Origin of the sequence: Variovorax sp. RCC_210 (genome assembly GCF_041355175.1) — a bacterium.
Taxonomy (GTDB): Bacteria; Pseudomonadota; Gammaproteobacteria; order Burkholderiales; family Burkholderiaceae_C; genus Variovorax.
Genome location: NZ_JBFUPJ010000020.1, coordinates 127,091 through 144,058 on the forward strand (window position 1 = coordinate 127,091; position 16,968 = coordinate 144,058).

General features: G+C 64.4%; 15 protein-coding genes and 2 pseudogenes. 10 read left to right on the forward strand and 7 right to left on the reverse strand.

Features of this window, described 5'->3' with window-relative positions; all coding sequences use genetic code 11:
• Nucleotides 1-237 precede the first annotated feature (237 nt).
• The 3 genes from AB6807_RS35830 to AB6807_RS35840 all read right to left on the reverse strand — a co-directional run bounded on the left by AB6807_RS35830 (nt 238) and on the right by AB6807_RS35840 (nt 3,253).
• Complete coding sequence (locus AB6807_RS35830; RefSeq protein ID WP_371088298.1) at nt 238-1,410, reverse strand: ATP-binding protein; 1,173 nt, start codon at nt 1,408-1,410, stop codon at nt 238-240.
• Between the two features lie 330 nt (nt 1,411-1,740).
• Nucleotides 1,741-1,908 carry a GSU2403 family nucleotidyltransferase fold protein gene (locus AB6807_RS35835; RefSeq protein WP_371088299.1) on the reverse strand — a complete coding sequence of 56 codons (168 nt, stop codon included), beginning with the start codon at nt 1,906-1,908 and terminating at the stop codon, nt 1,741-1,743.
• 127 nt (nt 1,909-2,035) lie between these two features.
• The gene (locus tag AB6807_RS35840; RefSeq protein ID WP_371088314.1) at nt 2,036-3,253 is read right to left on the reverse strand and encodes a tyrosine-type recombinase/integrase; all 1,218 of its coding nucleotides are present in this window, start codon (nt 3,251-3,253) and stop codon (nt 2,036-2,038) included.
• A gap of 192 nt (nt 3,254-3,445) precedes the next feature.
• Between AB6807_RS35840 and AB6807_RS35845 the strand changes: the two genes are divergently transcribed.
• The 3 genes from AB6807_RS35845 (at nt 3,446) to AB6807_RS35855 (ending at nt 5,727) form a co-directional block, all read left to right on the forward strand.
• Complete coding sequence (locus AB6807_RS35845) at nt 3,446-4,675, forward strand: DNA-binding protein (protein WP_371088300.1); 1,230 nt, start codon at nt 3,446-3,448, stop codon at nt 4,673-4,675.
• 441 nt (nt 4,676-5,116) lie between these two features.
• The gene (locus AB6807_RS35850) at nt 5,117-5,419 is read left to right on the forward strand and encodes a YlcI/YnfO family protein (RefSeq protein WP_371088301.1); all 303 of its coding nucleotides are present in this window, start codon (nt 5,117-5,119) and stop codon (nt 5,417-5,419) included.
• A complete protein-coding gene (locus AB6807_RS35855; RefSeq protein WP_371088302.1) occupies nt 5,416-5,727 on the forward strand; it encodes a type II toxin-antitoxin system RelE/ParE family toxin in 312 nt (103 codons plus the stop codon). The genes AB6807_RS35850 and AB6807_RS35855 overlap by 4 nt, the downstream gene beginning before the upstream one ends.
• A gap of 430 nt (nt 5,728-6,157) precedes the next feature.
• Here AB6807_RS35855 and AB6807_RS35860 read toward each other — a convergent pair whose 3' ends face one another.
• Genes AB6807_RS35860 through AB6807_RS35870 form a run of 3 tightly spaced genes read right to left on the reverse strand, consistent with a single transcriptional unit; the run spans nt 6,158 to nt 8,765 of the window.
• A complete protein-coding gene (locus tag AB6807_RS35860; RefSeq protein ID WP_371088303.1) occupies nt 6,158-7,324 on the reverse strand; it encodes an acyl-CoA dehydrogenase family protein in 1,167 nt (388 codons plus the stop codon).
• Between the two features lie 19 nt (nt 7,325-7,343).
• Nucleotides 7,344-7,862, reverse strand: a complete 519-nt coding sequence (locus AB6807_RS35865) for a MaoC family dehydratase (RefSeq protein WP_371088304.1) — start codon at nt 7,860-7,862, stop codon at nt 7,344-7,346.
• A gap of 45 nt (nt 7,863-7,907) precedes the next feature.
• Nucleotides 7,908-8,765, reverse strand: a complete 858-nt coding sequence (locus AB6807_RS35870) for a CoA ester lyase (protein WP_371088305.1) — start codon at nt 8,763-8,765, stop codon at nt 7,908-7,910.
• A gap of 100 nt (nt 8,766-8,865) precedes the next feature.
• Between AB6807_RS35870 and AB6807_RS35875 the strand changes: the two genes are divergently transcribed.
• From AB6807_RS35875 to AB6807_RS35905, 7 genes and pseudogenes are all read left to right on the forward strand, one after another.
• Nucleotides 8,866-9,672: a GntR family transcriptional regulator gene (locus AB6807_RS35875; protein WP_371088306.1), complete on the forward strand. Its 807-nt coding sequence runs from the start codon at nt 8,866-8,868 to the stop codon at nt 9,670-9,672.
• A 94-nt stretch (nt 9,673-9,766) separates the two neighbouring features.
• A complete protein-coding gene (locus AB6807_RS35880; RefSeq protein WP_371088307.1) occupies nt 9,767-10,753 on the forward strand; it encodes a Bug family tripartite tricarboxylate transporter substrate binding protein in 987 nt (328 codons plus the stop codon).
• Nucleotides 10,754-10,773: 20 nt separating this feature from the next.
• Complete coding sequence (locus tag AB6807_RS35885) at nt 10,774-12,228, forward strand: MmgE/PrpD family protein (protein ID WP_371088308.1); 1,455 nt, start codon at nt 10,774-10,776, stop codon at nt 12,226-12,228.
• A gap of 23 nt (nt 12,229-12,251) precedes the next feature.
• Nucleotides 12,252-13,517, forward strand: a complete 1,266-nt coding sequence (locus AB6807_RS35890; protein ID WP_371088309.1) for a CaiB/BaiF CoA transferase family protein — start codon at nt 12,252-12,254, stop codon at nt 13,515-13,517.
• Nucleotides 13,518-13,535: 18 nt separating this feature from the next.
• A complete protein-coding gene (locus tag AB6807_RS35895; protein ID WP_371088310.1) occupies nt 13,536-14,255 on the forward strand; it encodes an alpha/beta fold hydrolase in 720 nt (239 codons plus the stop codon).
• Between the two features lie 27 nt (nt 14,256-14,282).
• Complete coding sequence (locus AB6807_RS35900) at nt 14,283-15,614, forward strand: MFS transporter (RefSeq protein ID WP_371088311.1); 1,332 nt, start codon at nt 14,283-14,285, stop codon at nt 15,612-15,614.
• 316 nt (nt 15,615-15,930) lie between these two features.
• A pseudogene (locus tag AB6807_RS35905) lies at nt 15,931-16,574 on the forward strand (transposase); the annotation flags it as partial.
• Between the two features lie 114 nt (nt 16,575-16,688).
• Here the strand turns inward: AB6807_RS35905 and AB6807_RS35910 are convergent.
• A pseudogene (locus AB6807_RS35910) lies at nt 16,689-16,889 on the reverse strand (LysR family transcriptional regulator); the annotation flags it as partial.
• Nucleotides 16,890-16,968: the final 79 nt, after the last annotated feature.

Sequence of the window (16,968 nt, forward strand, 5' to 3'; positions counted from 1 at the left end):
GTCATCCGAAGACTGCCACTGACCGCCTCCTGCGTCACCTCACACGCCCGCAGTGCAGATGATCTCGTTAGCGCTGCTGGTTTGGTTGGCTCTAAAGCTACCCAACATTCATTCGACCGTCATTAGAAGAGTTCTTTTCAAAACGTAGCGCCCTTCCGACTTCGAAGGCGCTTGGCGCGCTTGCATCAGCGGAGAGAATTGGCTCTACCTCCGCTCTCGGACAACTGCGCGGTGTCCTCACTTGGTCGCGCGAGGCCCGTCGAGAGTTCTGAGCACATTGGCGCGGTTGTTGTACGCCTCAGCAACGAACGGATCGCTGACGCCGTAGATTCCGTGCCCGTCGCGCACCAGGATGTTCGCGTGTACCAAATAATTCGCGATCTTCTGGATCTCTTCAACCCCCACAGCGCGGCCTACCTCGGCGCCGTAGTGGTCGAGCGTTGCACTTGAAAATAGACGCTTCACGCCCTGCCCACCTTGCGTGCAGACGTAACCGAAGACCGCCAGCGCGACTGGGCCGAGCTCGTCCAGCCGCGCGAGATCCAAGGCGGCCGCTGACTGCCGCACGCCCTCTGTGATCGCCCGAATGTCTTGGTCTGCATCAGTGAAGTTCGGTGCTTGCACCAGGGCGACCAGGGCCTTCATGAGCTCCTCGGGTCGGCGGCCCAATCGTTCGAAACACTCGAACGTGGCGCCGACACTCGGAGTCCTCGCGCCGAGCTCGGCCTCCTTGAGCAGCCACTCGACGAAGTCGATCTGCAGTACTGGGAAGTCCTGGGACGTGGCGCCGTTGAATGCTTGTTTGCCTTGTATCGTGAGCTCCCGCACGCGCGCGCGGTGCGATCCGGTGCCCAGGAACAGGAAGTACCCATGTGGATCTGGAATCAGGTTGATCGCATCGCGTGCAGCCTTAAGGGCCAGCAGCATGTGCTCGCCGTCGTCTGAGCCCATGGCGTGTTGTACTTCGTCAATGATGACCACGACATCCGTCTTTGCCAAGCGCACCAGTTCAGAGAAAGCGCCAGCTAGCGTGTTTCCCTCGTCCTTGCCCAGGTCGGCCAAGCTGAAACCGAACTTGAACCCAGCAGCGCCTAGGTCGAGACCCTTGAGTCGTTTGAGCACTCCCACGGCCTTGGAGTCCGCGCGTTGCAGATCCGCAAGCGTGTTGCGCACTGCGGCAAGCAAGAGGTCACTGGGCTTGGCGGCGGTGTTGCTCCAGAGGTCGACATAGACCACGATGGCGCCCTGCGCCTCCAGCGCAGGGATCAGATCGCTGCGAAGGAACGTTGTCTTGCCGATCCGGCGCTGGCCACCCAGGAACAGTCCAGAACGGACGGTCTTCATAAGGCCCCTTGGCCTCAGGAGCTGTTCGGCCATTTCCGCGGCGAGTTGTGGTCGGTGGAACGTCATCTTTTCCTCTTTTTATGAAATCTGGATAATTATGCTTTTTTCATATTTTTAGGTAAATGCTGCGCTTCCCAGGACTGTGAGCCTGTCGCTCGTGCTGCTGATCTCGCGGTTACCCCTAACGTTTCTGCCGCCGACCGCGACGCGCTGACTTCGACGCGTATGTTCGACGACGTATTAGATCGCCAAGAGGAAAGGAACGGCCGAGCCGGAACCGCAAGCTGCTCGACCTCTTACAGTTCGGATCGGCGGTCGTCGAAGGCCGTCACTCTCGATTGCGGACGCCCCCCCTATCTCTGTGCACGTGACCTGACTGGCGGTCGCGATATTCGCTCAAGGTTGAAAACGACCTTCGTCCGTCAGTTGCTGTACTACCTCCGCTTGGCGCCGGTCGCGGCCCCTTTTCAGAAATTCTCGATCGGGCTGCTCGCTCATCCAGCGCTTGAACTCAACAAACGTCTGTGGGTTGATCGTCGGCATGCATGAAATGCGTCCATCCAAGCCGCGATGGGCTGCTCAAATGCCCGCGCGCTTAGGAGAACTTCCGCATTCTTTGTTTTAACGGGGAAAACATCGACCAGGGTCTGAGACCGACTAGACCGCTCTTGTGGTGAGCACGCTATCGCTTCTAGTCCATCAAATCGCCAGCCTCACTGTCCAACAAATCACCTGTGCGGTAGTAGCCCATGAAAGTCTCGAAATTCCGATGCCCGGTCATTTTCATGGCATCGGCCATTGGTGTCTTCTGGCGTCCGGCCTCTGTCACGAACCCCGATCGCAGCGAATGCGCCGAGAAGTCCCCTCTCAACCCCGCCAGCAGACAACGCTCCTGCACGATCTTCCTAATCGCCTTGGGATCCAGTGCGTCGCCGGTCATCTTGCCGCCCTTGAGCACGCGCCGGAAGATCGGCCCCTCGGTGACTTTCGCCGCAGCAAGCCAGGCGTCGAGCGCAGCCGCCGCTAGTCCCTTGATGGGTTTCTCATCGTCGTGCGTGCCGTCCTGGTTGGTCTTAGACCGACCGAGGCTGTACGTATAGCCCTTGGAGACCTTGCGCAGGTTTTCCATCACCGCGCCGGCGATTTCAGAACGCCGGCGCCCACCGCTTGAGAATGCAAACAGCAACAGCGCGCGATCGCGCAGCCCGCGCGGCGACGCATCGCACGTCTCGAGCACCTTCAGTAGATCGTCTTTGGCCAGCGCCTGCTGCTTGTGCGGCCTGACGTTGCGCGCGGCGTAGGCGCGCCGCACCGATTTCAGCAGCTCACGCACCTGGGCGTGATTGCAAGGGTTGTCCAGATCGAGGTTCTGGTGAGCTTTCGACAGCACCGCGACGCGGTGCACGAGCGTGTTCAACGAAAACGCCCCCAGCTTTCCCTTGAAGCCCCCGTCCACCAGATAGCGATCGATTTCGGCCGGCAGCCCGATGGCCAGCACCGATCTTTTCGAGCGCGCGGCCGCGGTTCCAGTTTCCGATGACGCCGCGTCGACGGGGTCGACATCAGGTAGCGGATCAGGTCTTTCCACATTGGGCGGGGCCGATGTGCCGGCCTCGTCCGCTGTCACCGCGTCCCTGCCCTCCTCCGGCAGCACTTCGCGCGACGCGTGGTCGACGATGAACTGAACGACCACCGGCACCTCGACCGGCAGCGAAAGCGCGCGTGCATAGCGCACATTGAACCAGGCGGCCCAGTAGCGCATGGCCGCTTGGTACGAGGCGAGCGTGTTGGCGGACGTGCCCTGACGCACGAGTTCGCGCGCCGCGTCCTCGGTTGCTTGCGACAGCCGACGGGGATCGAGCATTTCGAGCGCGACGCCGACGGGTGGCGGCGCCAATTCGATCAGCACGAGCAGCAAGGCGGTGGGATTGGGTTGGCTGGGCGTTTTTCTGTGGACGGAGGGCATACGCGGGCTAAAATGGCTTGACTTTCCTTGAATACGATATGACGTTTATTTGATATCTTATTATTTATAATGATATATAGAGCGTCATAACTTTACTTATCGACCCTAATAATAGGCCTGCATCCACCGCCCGTCATGACCCTCCCCACTGAAAGTTCGAGCGTTAGAAGCTACGTGCCGGCGCCCGAACCGCCCCCGGAAAAGGCACGCAAACCCGGGCGCGTGGGCGTGCAGTTGCATGAGGTGCTGCAAGCCGCCGACGACCTTGTGGCACGTGGCCTGAAACCCACGATCGAGCGTGTGCGCCAGCACTTGCACGGTGGCTCGCCCAACACGATCAGCCCGATGCTTGACGAGTGGTTCGCGCGGCTGGCCGTCCGCTTGGCCGCGCCGGCCGACAGCGCCGCCGCACAAGCCGCGGCCCCCGGCGCTGCGCGCCCTACCCGCCCGATGGATCCGGCTGATGACGTGCCTCTGGGCGTCACCGAAGCAGCTCGAGATTTGTGGCGCGCGGCACTCACGCACGCTGCGCAGGTTCACAACGCGCAGATCCAATCTGACCATCGCGCACTGGCGCTCGAGCGCGAAGCAATGGCTGTGCGCGACGCTGAGCAGCAACGTCGCGAGGCAGCCTTTGAGGACAAGAAGGCAGACCTGGACAATGCCCTCGCCTCCTCCCAACGCGCGCTCACCGCGATGGAAGCGCGACACGAAGCCCAGTTGCAGGACGCCGCCCGCTCGCTCGCCGACGTCCAAGCGGAAGTCCGGGCCCTGAAGAAATCGCTCGCAGCGGCTGAAGCGACCACCACGGCCGTGCGCGAGACCGCCGCAGCCGACGTGACGAGCGCCAAGCGCGCGGCGCAGGATGCGGAAGAACGCCACATCGCCCAGGAGCGTCGCTTATTGGCCGAGGTCGACCGCGCCCGCGAGGAAGCCAAGCGGACCAACCTGACAGCAGCGCAAGCAGCCGCCCGCGATCAGGCTGCGCTGACCAAGACGGCTGAGCAGTTGGCCGCCACGCGCGAACAGCTGAACAATGCTGTGCACAAAGCACGCGCAGACACCGTCGCGGCCCAGGCTGAGACATCTGCTGCGCGCGCCACCGCACGAGACGCACAGGTGATGGCGGATAGCAGTTTGGCAAAGCAGGCCAATGAGCTCAATCAGGCACGCGCCGAACTGGAACATGTCCGAACTCGGCTGAATGAGACACGAACACTCCATGAGCGAGAAATGACCGCCCATGAAGCCACACGACATCTGCTCCAACGCGCGATAGGTGCGCCTGCGGCCGCAAGCGCGAGCAGCAAGGAGTCGAACCACGCGCCGTTGGGCCGCGCTCCGCGTAAACGGACCGACACCTGAATTGGCACGCCCTGCCCCGGTTTATTGACCTCTCGCAGCAACGCTGAACAGTGAGCGCCTCGCGATTCGAGACCAAGCGATTCTGACGTTGGGCCCCGGTCTCGGCGTGGAACGAGACCGCACGGGCGGCGATGCCCGGGCATTTCTCCTGCTGGATTCAGGAATCAGTGAGCCTTGAGCTCACTCGCAAAACGTGCGCATTAATTGACGGCGGCGGCAGGAAGGTCGGTGGACTCAAGCGAAAGGGTTCACTGCGCATTGACGCGGCCTCTGGGGGACGCCTGTGGCGTTCGCTTGCACGGCCGGATGGCTCAGACGCCATGCGCAGGGTCGTTCCCTAACGGCTAGGCGGCCTGCCTTTCCTGGAAACCGCAAATCTCATGGCCGGCTCCTCTACCAGAGTCACTGTTCGTTGCATAGCATTTGCACTACAATGAGCCTATGAAAACCGCTCAACTTCCTCCAGTGAGAGTGCTTGCGTCAGTTAGAGAGCAAATTGAAAGCGTCTTGCTCGAGGGCGAGACTCTGTCGACCTTTGTGGAAAAGGCGGCGGTGGAAGCGGCACAACGGCGTCAAGCACAACAAGAGTTTGTGGCACGAGGTCGCTCCTCTCTCGCCCAGGCGCGAAAAAGCGGGAAGTATTACTCAGCAGCAGATGCCTTGGAAGCAATGAGCACCCGTTTGGCCGCCGCGCGTGCTGCGGCGCAGCATAGCGATGATTGCGCCCAGGACGAACGTCAGTGACGTATGCTGTTAGCTTGACGCGGGAGGCCCTTGAAGATTTGCAGCGGCTCGAGGGCTTCCTCATCGGGCTGGCACTCAAACATGGAGATTGGGACCTTCCGACTCGTGCAGTCAGCGCAATCAGAAACGAATTTCGAATTCTGGAGACCAATCCTTTTACGTGCAGGATTGCGTTCGACGATCGGCTCGAGCGGGAACTTGTGATTCCGTTTGGGTCGTCAGGGTATGTCGCCCTTTTTCACGTCGTAGGAGAGCACGAAATTGTGGTTTCTGCGATTCGGCACCAAAGAGAGGACGATTACCACTGAGTGGGGTCGACTGCTCACATGCGGGAGTCGACCCTGGCCGTCACGGCAACAGTCCCTGCTGCTTCGTGATATTTCATTCTCGCGTTTCATTCATCCAATGGTCGGCGATGCGCTCGAACACGCGGTGCAGGTATCGACTGGAAATGGTTAGCAGGCCCTCATGGCGCAGACGGTCGACTCCATCGACGGACTGCGAGTATTTCCGGCTGGACGAGTCTGGATGTGCCCAGACGCTTTCAGCTGCATCGGCCACGCACGCTCGGGCGTTTCTCAAGCCGCGTTACCACGCGGCTGACGCTCGATGCCGACAACCCCAGCCCCTTGCCCACGAGCCAGATGGCCTTTGGGCTCCGCGCGCCTCTGACAGTTCGCCTACAGTCGCTACCGTCGGCACTACGAGTGCTGACGTGGCTGGCACGGGTGCTTGACGCTAGACCTTGTAGCGCTCTACCAGCTGCTTTGCAATCACCGTACGGAGGATTTCGTTCGTGCCCTCGCCGATGCACATGAGCATGGCGTCGCGGTAAAAGCGCTCGATCTCGTATTCGACGGAATAGCTGTATCCACCAAAGATCCGCATGGCCTCTTGGGCGCAGAACGCACCAGCCTCGGAGCCTGCAAGTTTGGCCATCGCGGCCTCCAGGTCACAGCGCTCGCCCGCGTCGAACTTGCTCGCGGCTTGTTCGATGAGGCGCTTGGCGCCCTCCACTTGCGTGGCCATGTCGGCCAGCTTGAGTTGCACGGCTTGGTGCTGCCAGATCGGTTTCCCGAAGGCGCTGCGTTCCTGCGCGTAGCGCAGCGCGAGCTTGAGTGAGCCCTCCGCAATGCCCGCCCCACGCGACGCCACGTTGATGCGGCCCAGTTCCAGTCCGCCCGCTGTCTGAACGAAGCCCTTGCCTTCAACGCCACCCAGCAAGTTCGCCTTGGGAACTCGGTAGTCGTCGAAGTTGAGCTCGCAAGTGTCGATTGAGCGATAGCCCATCTTCTTGAGCTTGCCCACCACGTTGAAGCCCGGCCCCTTCTCTGCGATGAGCAGGCTCATGCCCTTGTGACGCGGCTCGGCGGCGGGGTCGGTCTTTACCAGCAGCAGCGTGCCGTGGCCGTGCATGCTGTTGGTGATCCAGGTCTTATTGCCGTTGACCACATAGCGGTCACCTTCGAGTTTTGCCACCGTGCGAATGGCTTGCAGGTCGGAACCGGCGTTGGGCTCGGTGAGGCCGATGCTGCCGCGGAACTCGCCGCTGGCCATTCGGGGCAGGTATTGAGCCTTTTGCGCCTCCGTCCCCGCGCGCTCGATGGCCGAGGCCATGATGAGGTGCGAGTTGAAGATGCCTGAAGGTGCCATCCAGATCGAGGACACCTTGACCACAATTTGCGCATACGTCCAAGCCGACAGGCCAAGCCCGCCGTATTGCTCGCCGATGGTGGCGCCGAACAGGCCCAACTCCTTCATCTGCTCGACGATTTCGTGCGGATATTCGTCTGCCAGATCGTATTTACGCGCCACGGGGCGCAACTCTTTCTCGGCCCAGGATTCGACGGCGTCGACGAATTCCTGTTGGTCGTTGGTGGTCTCATGTGCGTTCGTCGGGATCATGGCTGTGTTCCCGCGCGGCTCAGTAGCCGACCTTGTCTTCGACGCTGTGGCCCTGCTTGGCGATCAGAATGGTGCGGGTGAATGTGCACACGATCTTCTCGTCCTGGTTGGTGCCGACGGTGCGCACCGTCACGATGCCGGCGCCGGGGCGCGAGGCCGATTCGCGCTTGTCCAGCACTTCCGACGCAGCGTAGAGCGTGTCGCCCGCGAACACAGGGTGCGTCATCTTGATGTCCCCCCAGCCGAGGTTGGCGATGGCCTTCTGGCTCACGTCGGTGACGCTCATGCCGACCATCAGCGCCACGGTGAACGGGCTGCAGATGATGCAGCGGCCGAACTCGCTGGCCTTGGCGTACTCGGCATCGAAGTGCATCGGGTGCGTGTTCATGGTGAGCAGCGTGAACCAGGTGTTCTCGGTCTCGGTAATGGTGCGGCCCGGACGGTGTTCGTAGACATCGCCGACGTGGAACTCTTCGTAGTGGCGGCCGAAGCTTTCGCGATAACGCTGTTCGCCGATTTTCTTGATGACCTGAACCATGGTTACTTCCTTTGAGAGCAAGCGGTGAGTGAGGGGAACGGGCGGTCAGCGACGACCGGCCCGCGAAAGAATGCGCCGTGCATTGCGCAGCACGGGGGCGTCGACCAGGCCGCCTCGGAACATGAAGGCGCCGGCCTGGCCGTCCGCAGGCAGCGTGGCCAGCAGGGCTTCGGCCCACTCGATGCGATCGGGCGGGGGCGTGAAGGCTTCGTGGATGACGGGCAGCTGCTGCGGGTGGATGGCGGTCTTGCAGTCGAAGCCCAACGCCAGCACGCGCCGTGTTTCCTCGGCCAGTGCGGCCAGGTCCTTGAGGTCGATGTGCGGCACGTCCCAGGCCTGCAGCCCCTCGGCGCGCGCGGCGTGAAGCAGGCGGGCGCGCGCATGCAGCAATGCGTCCCAGCCGAACTGCGCGCCGAGCTCCGCGCACAGATCGGCGCCGCCGAGCATCAACGCGGCGAGCGGGCCGCCGGCACGCGCGATAAACCCGGCGTCTTCGATGGCGCCTGCGGTTTCGATCAGCGCCACGAGCGGCGGGCAACCCCGGCGGAGCCAGGCCTGCACGCACTGCAGGTCGGAGGCGGCCTCGACTTTGGGGAGCAGCAGCCAGTCAGGGCGCGCGTCAGTGGCAGCCAGGGCGAGCACGTCGTGAAGTCCTTCGAGCGTGCGCACGGCGTTGAGCCGCAGCGCGATGGCCGGCTGCGCGGCGCGGCCATCGCGCTGCTGCGCGATCCAGCGCAAGGCTTCGGCGCGCGCGGCTTCCTTGCGCGCGGGCGCCACGGCATCTTCGAGGTCAATGCACACGACATCGGCGCCGGCGGCCATGGCCTTGTCGAAACGCTCGGGCTTTTCGCCGGACACGAACAGCATGGATCGCGGCACGGCGGGCATCGGGAATTCGGTCATGGGCAACAAATGTCTCGCTTCACATATCTCTCTTATTTGTCCGTACAATAAACCATGCCGCGCCGGGCTGTCAAGGTTTCGGCAATGCGATGATCGGCAAGTGAGCCCCTCATCCCGCAAAACCAAACCACCAGACGACGCGCCGGACGCCGGCGCGGACGACGCCGGCACGCCGCGCTACGCGCAGATCGCGCGCGAGTTCACGCGCGCAATCGCCGACGAGACCTACCCCATCGGCTCGCGCTTGCCCACCGAAGCGGAGCTGTGCGCTCAGTTCGACATCAGCCGCTTCACGGCGCGCGAGGCCATCCGCGTGCTGCTGTCGGCCGGCCTGGTCACGCGCCGGCCGCGCATCGGCACGGTGGTCATCGCCAAGCCCGACACCGCGCGCTATGCGCACGACGCCACTTCGCTGCCCGACCTGCTGCAGTACGCCCGTGACACCGAGCTGCGCTTCGTCTACATCGGCAAGGTCATGCTGGGCGCGGCGCAGGCGCAGGATTTCGACGTCGCCCCCGGGGAGGAATGGACCTATGCGCTGGGCGTGCGCTACACCACCGAGCCGCCGCGCGCGGGCAAGGCGGCAGCGCAGTCGCGACCCTTCTGCATCACGCGGCTGTTCCTGAACCCCGAACTCACGGGCATCGGCGCACTGCTGCGCGAGCGCCATGCCGCTGTCTATTCGCTGATCGAACGCGAATACAGGCTCACGATCGAGCGCGTTGAGCAGGAGCTCAGCGGCACCGTGCTCGATGCCGACGACGCGGCCAACCTCGGCTGCGAAGCCGGCGCGCCCGCGCTGCGCATCGTGCGCAGGTATTACGACCGCCAGGGTCGTCTGCTCGAAGTTGCCGACAACGTGCATCCCAGCGATCGCTTCAGCTACCGCATGCAACTGAGGCGCTAGCCCCCGAATTTTTTCCGGCAGCGGCGGGGCGGGCCCGCATTGACAGTGTCGATCAGTCATCCTATATTTGTCCATACAAATACAGGAGACATCGATGCGTGCGTTCTTCCGTCCTCTCGTGTTCGCCTCGGCGCTGGCGGGGGCCATAGCGCTTGCTGCCCTCCCAGCGCAGGCGCAAAGCGACTATCCCAACAAGGCGGTGAAGGTGCTGACCGGGTTTCCGCCGGGCCAGGCGACTGACACATTGGGCCGGATCATTGCGGTCAAGCTGCAGGAGTCGCTGGGCCAGAGTTTCTACGTCGACAACAAGGCCGGTGCGGCCGGCATCATCGCCACGCAACAGGCCGCGGCGGCCGCGCCCGACGGCTACACGCTCTTGCTGACCTCGTCGGGTCCGCTGGCCGTCAACCCGGGCCTGTACAGCAAGCTGCCTTACGACCCCGTGAAAGACTTCCTGCCGGTGGCCGGCGTCGCCATCGTGCCCGAGGTGCTGGTGGTCAACCCCGACGTGCCGGTCAAGGACGTGAAGGAACTGGTCGCGCTGGCCAAGGCGCAGCCGCGCCAGATCAACTACGCCTCGGGCGGCGTGGGCGTCACCAACCATCTGGTGACCGAGATGTTCCGCAGCGCCACCGGCATCGAGATCAATCACATCCCGTACAAGGGCGGCCCGCCGGCGCTGACCGACCTCATGGGCGGGCGCGTGCAGATGATGTTCGAGACCTCGGTGGCCACGCTGCCCTTCGTCAAGCAGGGCAAGCTGCGCGCGCTGGCCGTGAGCAGCCCCGAGCGCATCGCCGCCGCGCCCGATCTGCCGACCATCGCCGAGCTCGGCTATCCGGGTTTCAGCGGCGTGCCGTGGATCGCCATCATGGCGCCCGCACGTACGCCCGCCCCGGTCATCGCGAAGCTCAACGCCGAGATCAACAAGGCGCTCAACAGCAAGGACGTGCGCGCCACCTTCGCCGCGCAAGGCGTGGAGCCGCTCGTCAAGACCCCCGAAGAACTCGGCGTCTTCGTGAAGACCGAGATCGCCAAATGGACCAAGGCGGTGAAGGACTCCGGCGCCAAGGCCGACTGACACCCAATCCCCAAGCAGAAATGACCCAGACCACCGACCCCCCCTCCTCGCACCCCGACGCTGTGGCCGCCACGCTGGCCACGTACACCCATCGCCTGCAGTTGGGCGACGTGCCCGCCGAAACGAGCCTGCGCGCACGCCACCTGATGCTCGACGCGATCGGCTGCGCACTAGCCGCGCGGCGTGAAGATTTCGCGCTGCGCTTCGAGAGCGCCGTGCACGCGCTGCCCGGCGTCAACGTGCCCGCTGCCTGCACGGCGGGGGCCATCGGCTTCTCGCGCCGGCTCCCGCTGCGCGACGCGACGCTGCTCAACGGCGTGCTGACGCATGGGCTGGACTACGACGACACGCACATGGCCGGCGTGATCCACCTCAGCGTGAGTGTGCTGCCCGCGCTGTTCAGCCTCGCGGCGGCACGCGAACAGAGCGGCGCGGACATGCTCACCGCCTATATCGCCGGCCTGGAGACGGGGGCGCGCATCGCCAGCGTGGTGAAGAGCGGATTCCACGGTCAGGGCTTTCATCCCACGGGCGTGGTCGGTGCCTTTGCGAGCGCGCTGGCCGTGGGCCGCATGATCGGGCTCGATCAGGCCGGCCTCGTTGCGGCGCAAGGCATTGCACTGTCGCTGGCCAGCGGCAGCCTGCAGTTCATCGAGGACGGCAGCTGGACCAAGCGCATCCACCCCGGCTGGGCGGCGCAGGCCGGTATCACCGCCGCCACTTTCGCGCAGCAGAACATCCCCGCGCCGGACGCGCCCTACACGGGCCGCTACGGCCTGTTCCGCAGCTACCTCGACAGCGCGCGCCAGGCGCAGATCGACCTCGCGCTAGGCACCGCCGGCATCGACGCCGAAGGCCGAGCCAGCCACTGGGAGCTGAACAACGTCGCCGTCAAGCCTTTCCCGATGTGCCACTTCGTGCATGCCAGCGCCGACGCCGCCATCGCGCTGCGGCGCCAGGGCATCGATACGGCGGCGATCCGCAGCGTCGAAGTGGCCGTGCCCGCAGGCGTGGTGCAGGCCGTGTGCGAACCGCAGGACGCCAAGCGCCGCCCCACCAGCGACTACGAGGCGAAGTTCAGCCTGCCCTACGCGGTGGCCAGCGGCCTGCTGCGCGGGCGTCTGGGCCTGAAGGAACTGGAGCCCGCCGCCTTCAGCGACGAAGGCGTGCGCGACCTGATGGCGCGCGTGAACTATGTCGAAGACCCGGCCTCCACCTTCCCGCGCCACTACACGGGCGAAGTGCGCGTGACCTTCGAGGACGGGAGCACCCGCGTGCACCGCGAGCCCGTCAATCGCGGCCACGCCGAGCGCCCGCTCACGAACGACGAGGTGCGCGAGAAGTTCATGGACAACGCCACGCTGTGGTTCCCGCGCGCCCACGCCGAGGCGGTGTGCGCGCAGGTGCTGGGGCTCGACAAACTCGCGTCGGTGCGCACGCTCGAATCGCTGCTGGCGGCCGACCCCCAGCTCTGAGCCACCGTTACTGAATTCCTTTCATGTCCACATCCAACTCTTCCACCCTTCCCCTGGCCGGACTGCGCGTGCTCGCCGTCGAGCAATACGGGGCCGGCCCGTTCGGCACCTCTTACATGGCCGACCTCGGCGCGGAGATCATCAAGATCGAGAACCACAAGGACGGCGGGGACGTCGGCCGCCATGTGGGGCCGCACTTCTTCGGCGAAGAGGACAGCCACTTCTTCCAGACCTTCAACCGCAACAAGCGCAGCATCACGCTCGACCTGAAGCACCCCGAAGGCATGGCCGCGTTCCGCAGGCTAGCGGCCGGTGCCGATGCGGTGCTCGACAACCTGCGCGGCGACCTGCCGGTGAAGCTGGGCCTGACCTACGCGGCGCTCAAGGACGTCAACCCGGCCATCGTCTGCACGCACCTGTCGGCCTACGGTCGCGAGGGCTCGCGCAAGGCCTGGCCTGGGTACGACTACCTTATGCAGGCCGAAGCTGGTCACCTCACGCTCACGGGCGAGCCCGAAGGCCCGCCGACGCGCTACGGACTCTCGATCGTCGATCTCATGACGGGGCTCGCCGCTGCCTTCGCCCTGCTGGCCGGCGTGACCCGCGCGCGCAAGACGGGCGTGGGGCTCGACATGGACACCTCGCTGTTCGACGTAGCACTGCACAACCTCAACTACCCCGGCACGTGGTTCCTCAATGCAGGCGTGGTGACAGGGCGCACCGCGCGCAGTGGGCATCCGAGCCTGGTGCCGAGCCAGCTCTACCGCACACAGGATGGCTGGATCTTCATCATGTGCAACAAGGAGAAGTTCTGGCCCATTCTGGCGAACGCGCTGGGCCATCCCAAGTGGGCCAGCGACCCCGAGCTCGCCACCTTTGCCGCCCGGCTGAAGAACCGCGAGCAGGTCACCCGCCTGCTGGACGACGCGCTTATGCAGGCGCCCACCGCAGCCTGGATCGAACGGCTCGCGGGCAAGGTGCCCGTGTCGCCGGTGTTCGATGTGGCACAGGCGCTGGAGAACCCGTTCGTGCACGAACGCGACGGCGTGGTCGACTACGAGTACGGCGACGGCCGCGCCGCGCGCATGGTCGCAAACCCGATCCGCGTGCCAGGCATGGTGCTGCCGCAACGCGCCGCACCGCGCATGGGTCAGGACAACGACGCGCTGCTGCGCGAAGCCGGTCTCGACGACGACGCCATCGCCCGCCTGCGCAGCCTGGGCGTGATCGCCGAGTCGCGCGACGAGCACGCACTGTCCCGTGACGTCGGTCATGCGGCCGGTCCCTGAGCCCGGGCGCGCATCTTCATGACGGCCAAGCGCTTCGTGCTGCTGCACGGCGGATTCCACGGCGGCTGGTGCTGGCGCGACGTGGCCTCGGTGCTGCGTGCGGCGGGTCACCACGTGACCACGCCCACGCAGACCGGGTCGGGTGAACGCAAGCACCTGCTGTCGAGCGAGATCTCGCTCGCGATGCTCGGCGACGACCTGGTGAATCACCTTGAAGCCGAAGAGCTCGACGACGTGGTGCTGGTGGGCCACAGCTTCGGCGGCTGCGCCATCTCCATCGCGGCCGACCGCGTGCCCGAACGCATCCGGCATGTGGTGTACCTCGACGGCCTTGTGCTGCACGGCGGCCAGACGGCCTTCGGCGTGATGCCGCCCGACATCGTCGCTGCGCGGCGCCGCCAGATCGCGGACGAAGGCGGCGGGCTCGTGTGGCCCGTGGTGCCGGTCACGGCCTTCGGCATTCCCGCAGACCATCCGCGCGCCGCGTGGGTGGCCCGACGTCTCACGCCGCATCCCGCGAGCACCTACGACAGCCCGTTGCCGCTGCGCCACGCGGTCGGCAACGGCCTGCCCTGCACGTACATCGCATGCACTGCGCCCGCCTACCCGGCGCTGGAGCCCGTGCGCGACTGGGTGCGCGCGCATTCGGGCTGGGACTGGAAAGAACTGGCCACGGGCCACGACGCCATGGTCACGGACCCCGACGGGGTCGCGGCCCTGTTGCTCGCGATCGACTGAACGAACAACAACGAACACAGAGACAAAATGAACATGCCCGTCAACTCGGGGCCCCGGCTCGACCGTCTGCCCCTGTCCCGCTTCCACTGGAAGATCCTCGGCCTGATCGCGGGGGGCGCGCTGATCGATGCCTTCGACATCTACCTGGCCGGCGGCGTGCTGGCCGCGATGAACAAAGAGGGCTTCTCCAGCCTCGCGCAGAACGCGGCCTTCCTGTCGGCGACTTTCTTCGGCATGTTCGTCGGTGCGGCGCTGGCCGGCCTGATCGGCGACCGCTTCGGGCGCCGCGCGTCGTACCAGGGCAACTTGCTGATGTTCGGCGCTGCGTCCATTGCGGCGGTGTTCTCGCCGAACGTCGAGACGCTGATCGGACTGCGCTTTCTGATGGGCGTGGGCCTGGGTGCCGAACTGGTCATCGCGGCCGGCACACTGGGCGAGTTCGTGCCTCCCGGCCATCGCGGGCGCTGGGCCGCCTTGCTGTCGCTCATCATCGCGGCCGGACTGCCGCTGGCCTCGTGGACCGGCTACTTCGTCATTCCGGCTTTCGGCTGGCGCTACATGTTCGGCATCGCTGGCGTGGCGGCCCTGTTCATCTGGGCGCTGCGCAAGTCGATGCCCGAGTCGCCGCGCTGGCTGGAGTCGATGGGCCGCAACGATGAGGCGCGAGCCACGTTGAGCGCCATCGAGGCCGAGGTATCCGCGCAGCACGGCGCGCTGCCGCCGGTGGAAGGCGTGAAGACGCTGACGGTGAAGGCGGCTCCACTCAGGGAGCTGTTCTCCGCGCGCATCCTGCCCCGGCTGCTCGTGGCGGTGATCATCGTCGTGACCATCAACGTGACGGTGTATGGCTTCATCGTCTGGCTGCCGACCTTCTTCGTTCAGCAGGGCATGACGGTGACCAAGTCGCTCGGCTACACGACGGCCATGACCTTCGGCGCCATCGCGGGCTCGATGCTCGCGGTGTTCGTAGCCGACCGCATCACGCGCGTGAAAGCGCTGGTGGTCTCGTCGCTGGCCATCATGGTGCTGGGCGGCACCTTCGCGATGATGACTTCGCCCGAGGCCATCATTACCGTGGGTTTCCTGCTGGTGTCGGCCACCTATTTTCTGGTGTCGATCGGGCAGTTCGGCTTCGTGCCGGAACTGTTCCCGACGCAGTTTCGCCTGCGCGGCGCCGGCTTCGCGAGCATGCTGGGGCGCGGCGCGGCCATTGGCACGCCGCTCATGACGCTTATTCTCTTTAAGAACTATGGGCTAGCGGGCGTGCTCGCCCTGGTGATCGCGTTGCTGGGCCTGTTGATCACGGCCGTGTGCCGGCTCAAAGTCGAAACCAGCCGCAGCTCGCTCGAAGACATCTGAATCGCGCGCCGGCTGGAACTACAGACAGCCTGCCGTAGAAGGCTCCCATGGACGTCGTTGTGGTTAGATGGGGAGCAATGGGCTCTGACCGGCTCCGGAGCCGAGCACATCTAGGCGGCCCATCCTTCATCGCCTTGGCGCCGCTCCTCGCTAACGTCCCTTTTCACCTTGTCATTCGGTTTTCGATGGCTGCAGCGAGCTTCGTGCGAACGCGGGTTGCACGCGCAAGCTTTGGCTGTTGCTCATCGTGTTGATTTCCACGGAATCCTGACCCGCGGGGGATGCGACGACAACTTGGACTAGTAGGAGGTAGTTCGTGTATTCCTACGAAGATCGGATTCGATCGGTTGAGCTCAACATCAAGCTTGGCGAACGCGTCAGGCCCACCATCCGCCAGCTCGCCTATCCAACAAAGAATTCGCTGAAGGCCTGGTACAACGAATACCAGCAGAAGCAAGAGGCGGCAGCTATCAAGCATTACCTCACTCACGACTGCTGCATTGCTGCCACCATGAGGGCACTGGGCTATCCGTGCAGAGGGACGCTAACCGCCTGGATTCGCGAGGCCCTTCCTGAGGCTAGAAGGGCCGTCGTCGGCAACGTGGGTCGACGACGGCATTCCGGGAAGCGATGCAAGCGGAAGTCATGGAGCTTTGCGCGCATGAGGCGAGCGCGCAAGCTGTCGCCGACAAGTTCGGCGTGTGCTGGCCAACGCTGTCAACTGGAAGAACCAACTTCTGGGATGCGAGGCCCCGCATCCATACACCGCACCAATCCAACTTCGACTTCACAAGAGCGCGACGAGCTAGAGCGCCAGGTTGAGTCGCTGCGCCGCGAAGTCACGCAACTGCGCTTCGAGCAGGACCTCCTGAACAAGGCCAATGAACTGGAAAAAAGGGCCTAGGCGTCGACATGCAGCTCCTGTCCAACCGGGACAAGCCACTGCTGATCATTGCTGTCGCGCGCCTCAATATCGCGGCCCGTCGCTATAAAAGCCAGCAGGCCCCCGCGACGGCCAGGCTCAGGAGCTGCGTATTCCGGCCCGTCTGCGACCCAAGCGGCCAGCCTTTCAGGTCATGCCAAATCTTTGTCCAACAGACAGTCGACGAACGCGCCTAGGAGCGTGGGTCGATGCTGCCGGTTCGGGTAATAGAGGAACAGCCCTGGGCGAGAGATTGACCAGTCCGCCAAGACTTGGACCAACCGGCCCTGCGCCAACAACTCGCCCACGCCATCGCGCTCGAAGTGATACGCGATGCCGAGTCCATTCACCGCGGTGGGCTGCTGCCGGTTTCAAAGACACCTTGTTAAGGTGGAAGATGAAACTGGAGGTGGTTCATGGGAACGAGAAGGC

Coding starts and splice junctions, on each gene's coding strand:
- AB6807_RS35830 (WP_371088298.1), bottom strand. CDS start 1,410: ATGACGTTCCACCGACCACAACTCGCCGCGGAAATGGCCGAACAGCTC.
- AB6807_RS35845 (WP_371088300.1), top strand. CDS start 3,446: ATGACCCTCCCCACTGAAAGTTCGAGCGTTAGAAGCTACGTGCCGGCG.
- AB6807_RS35850 (WP_371088301.1), top strand. CDS start 5,117: ATGAAAACCGCTCAACTTCCTCCAGTGAGAGTGCTTGCGTCAGTTAGA.
- AB6807_RS35860 (WP_371088303.1), bottom strand. CDS start 7,324: ATGATCCCGACGAACGCACATGAGACCACCAACGACCAACAGGAATTC.
- AB6807_RS35865 (WP_371088304.1), bottom strand. CDS start 7,862: ATGGTTCAGGTCATCAAGAAAATCGGCGAACAGCGTTATCGCGAAAGC.
- AB6807_RS35870 (WP_371088305.1), bottom strand. CDS start 8,765: ATGACCGAATTCCCGATGCCCGCCGTGCCGCGATCCATGCTGTTCGTG.
- AB6807_RS35880 (WP_371088307.1), top strand. CDS start 9,767: ATGCGTGCGTTCTTCCGTCCTCTCGTGTTCGCCTCGGCGCTGGCGGGG.
- AB6807_RS35885 (WP_371088308.1), top strand. CDS start 10,774: ATGACCCAGACCACCGACCCCCCCTCCTCGCACCCCGACGCTGTGGCC.
- AB6807_RS35890 (WP_371088309.1), top strand. CDS start 12,252: ATGTCCACATCCAACTCTTCCACCCTTCCCCTGGCCGGACTGCGCGTG.
- AB6807_RS35895 (WP_371088310.1), top strand. CDS start 13,536: ATGACGGCCAAGCGCTTCGTGCTGCTGCACGGCGGATTCCACGGCGGC.
- AB6807_RS35900 (WP_371088311.1), top strand. CDS start 14,283: ATGAACATGCCCGTCAACTCGGGGCCCCGGCTCGACCGTCTGCCCCTG.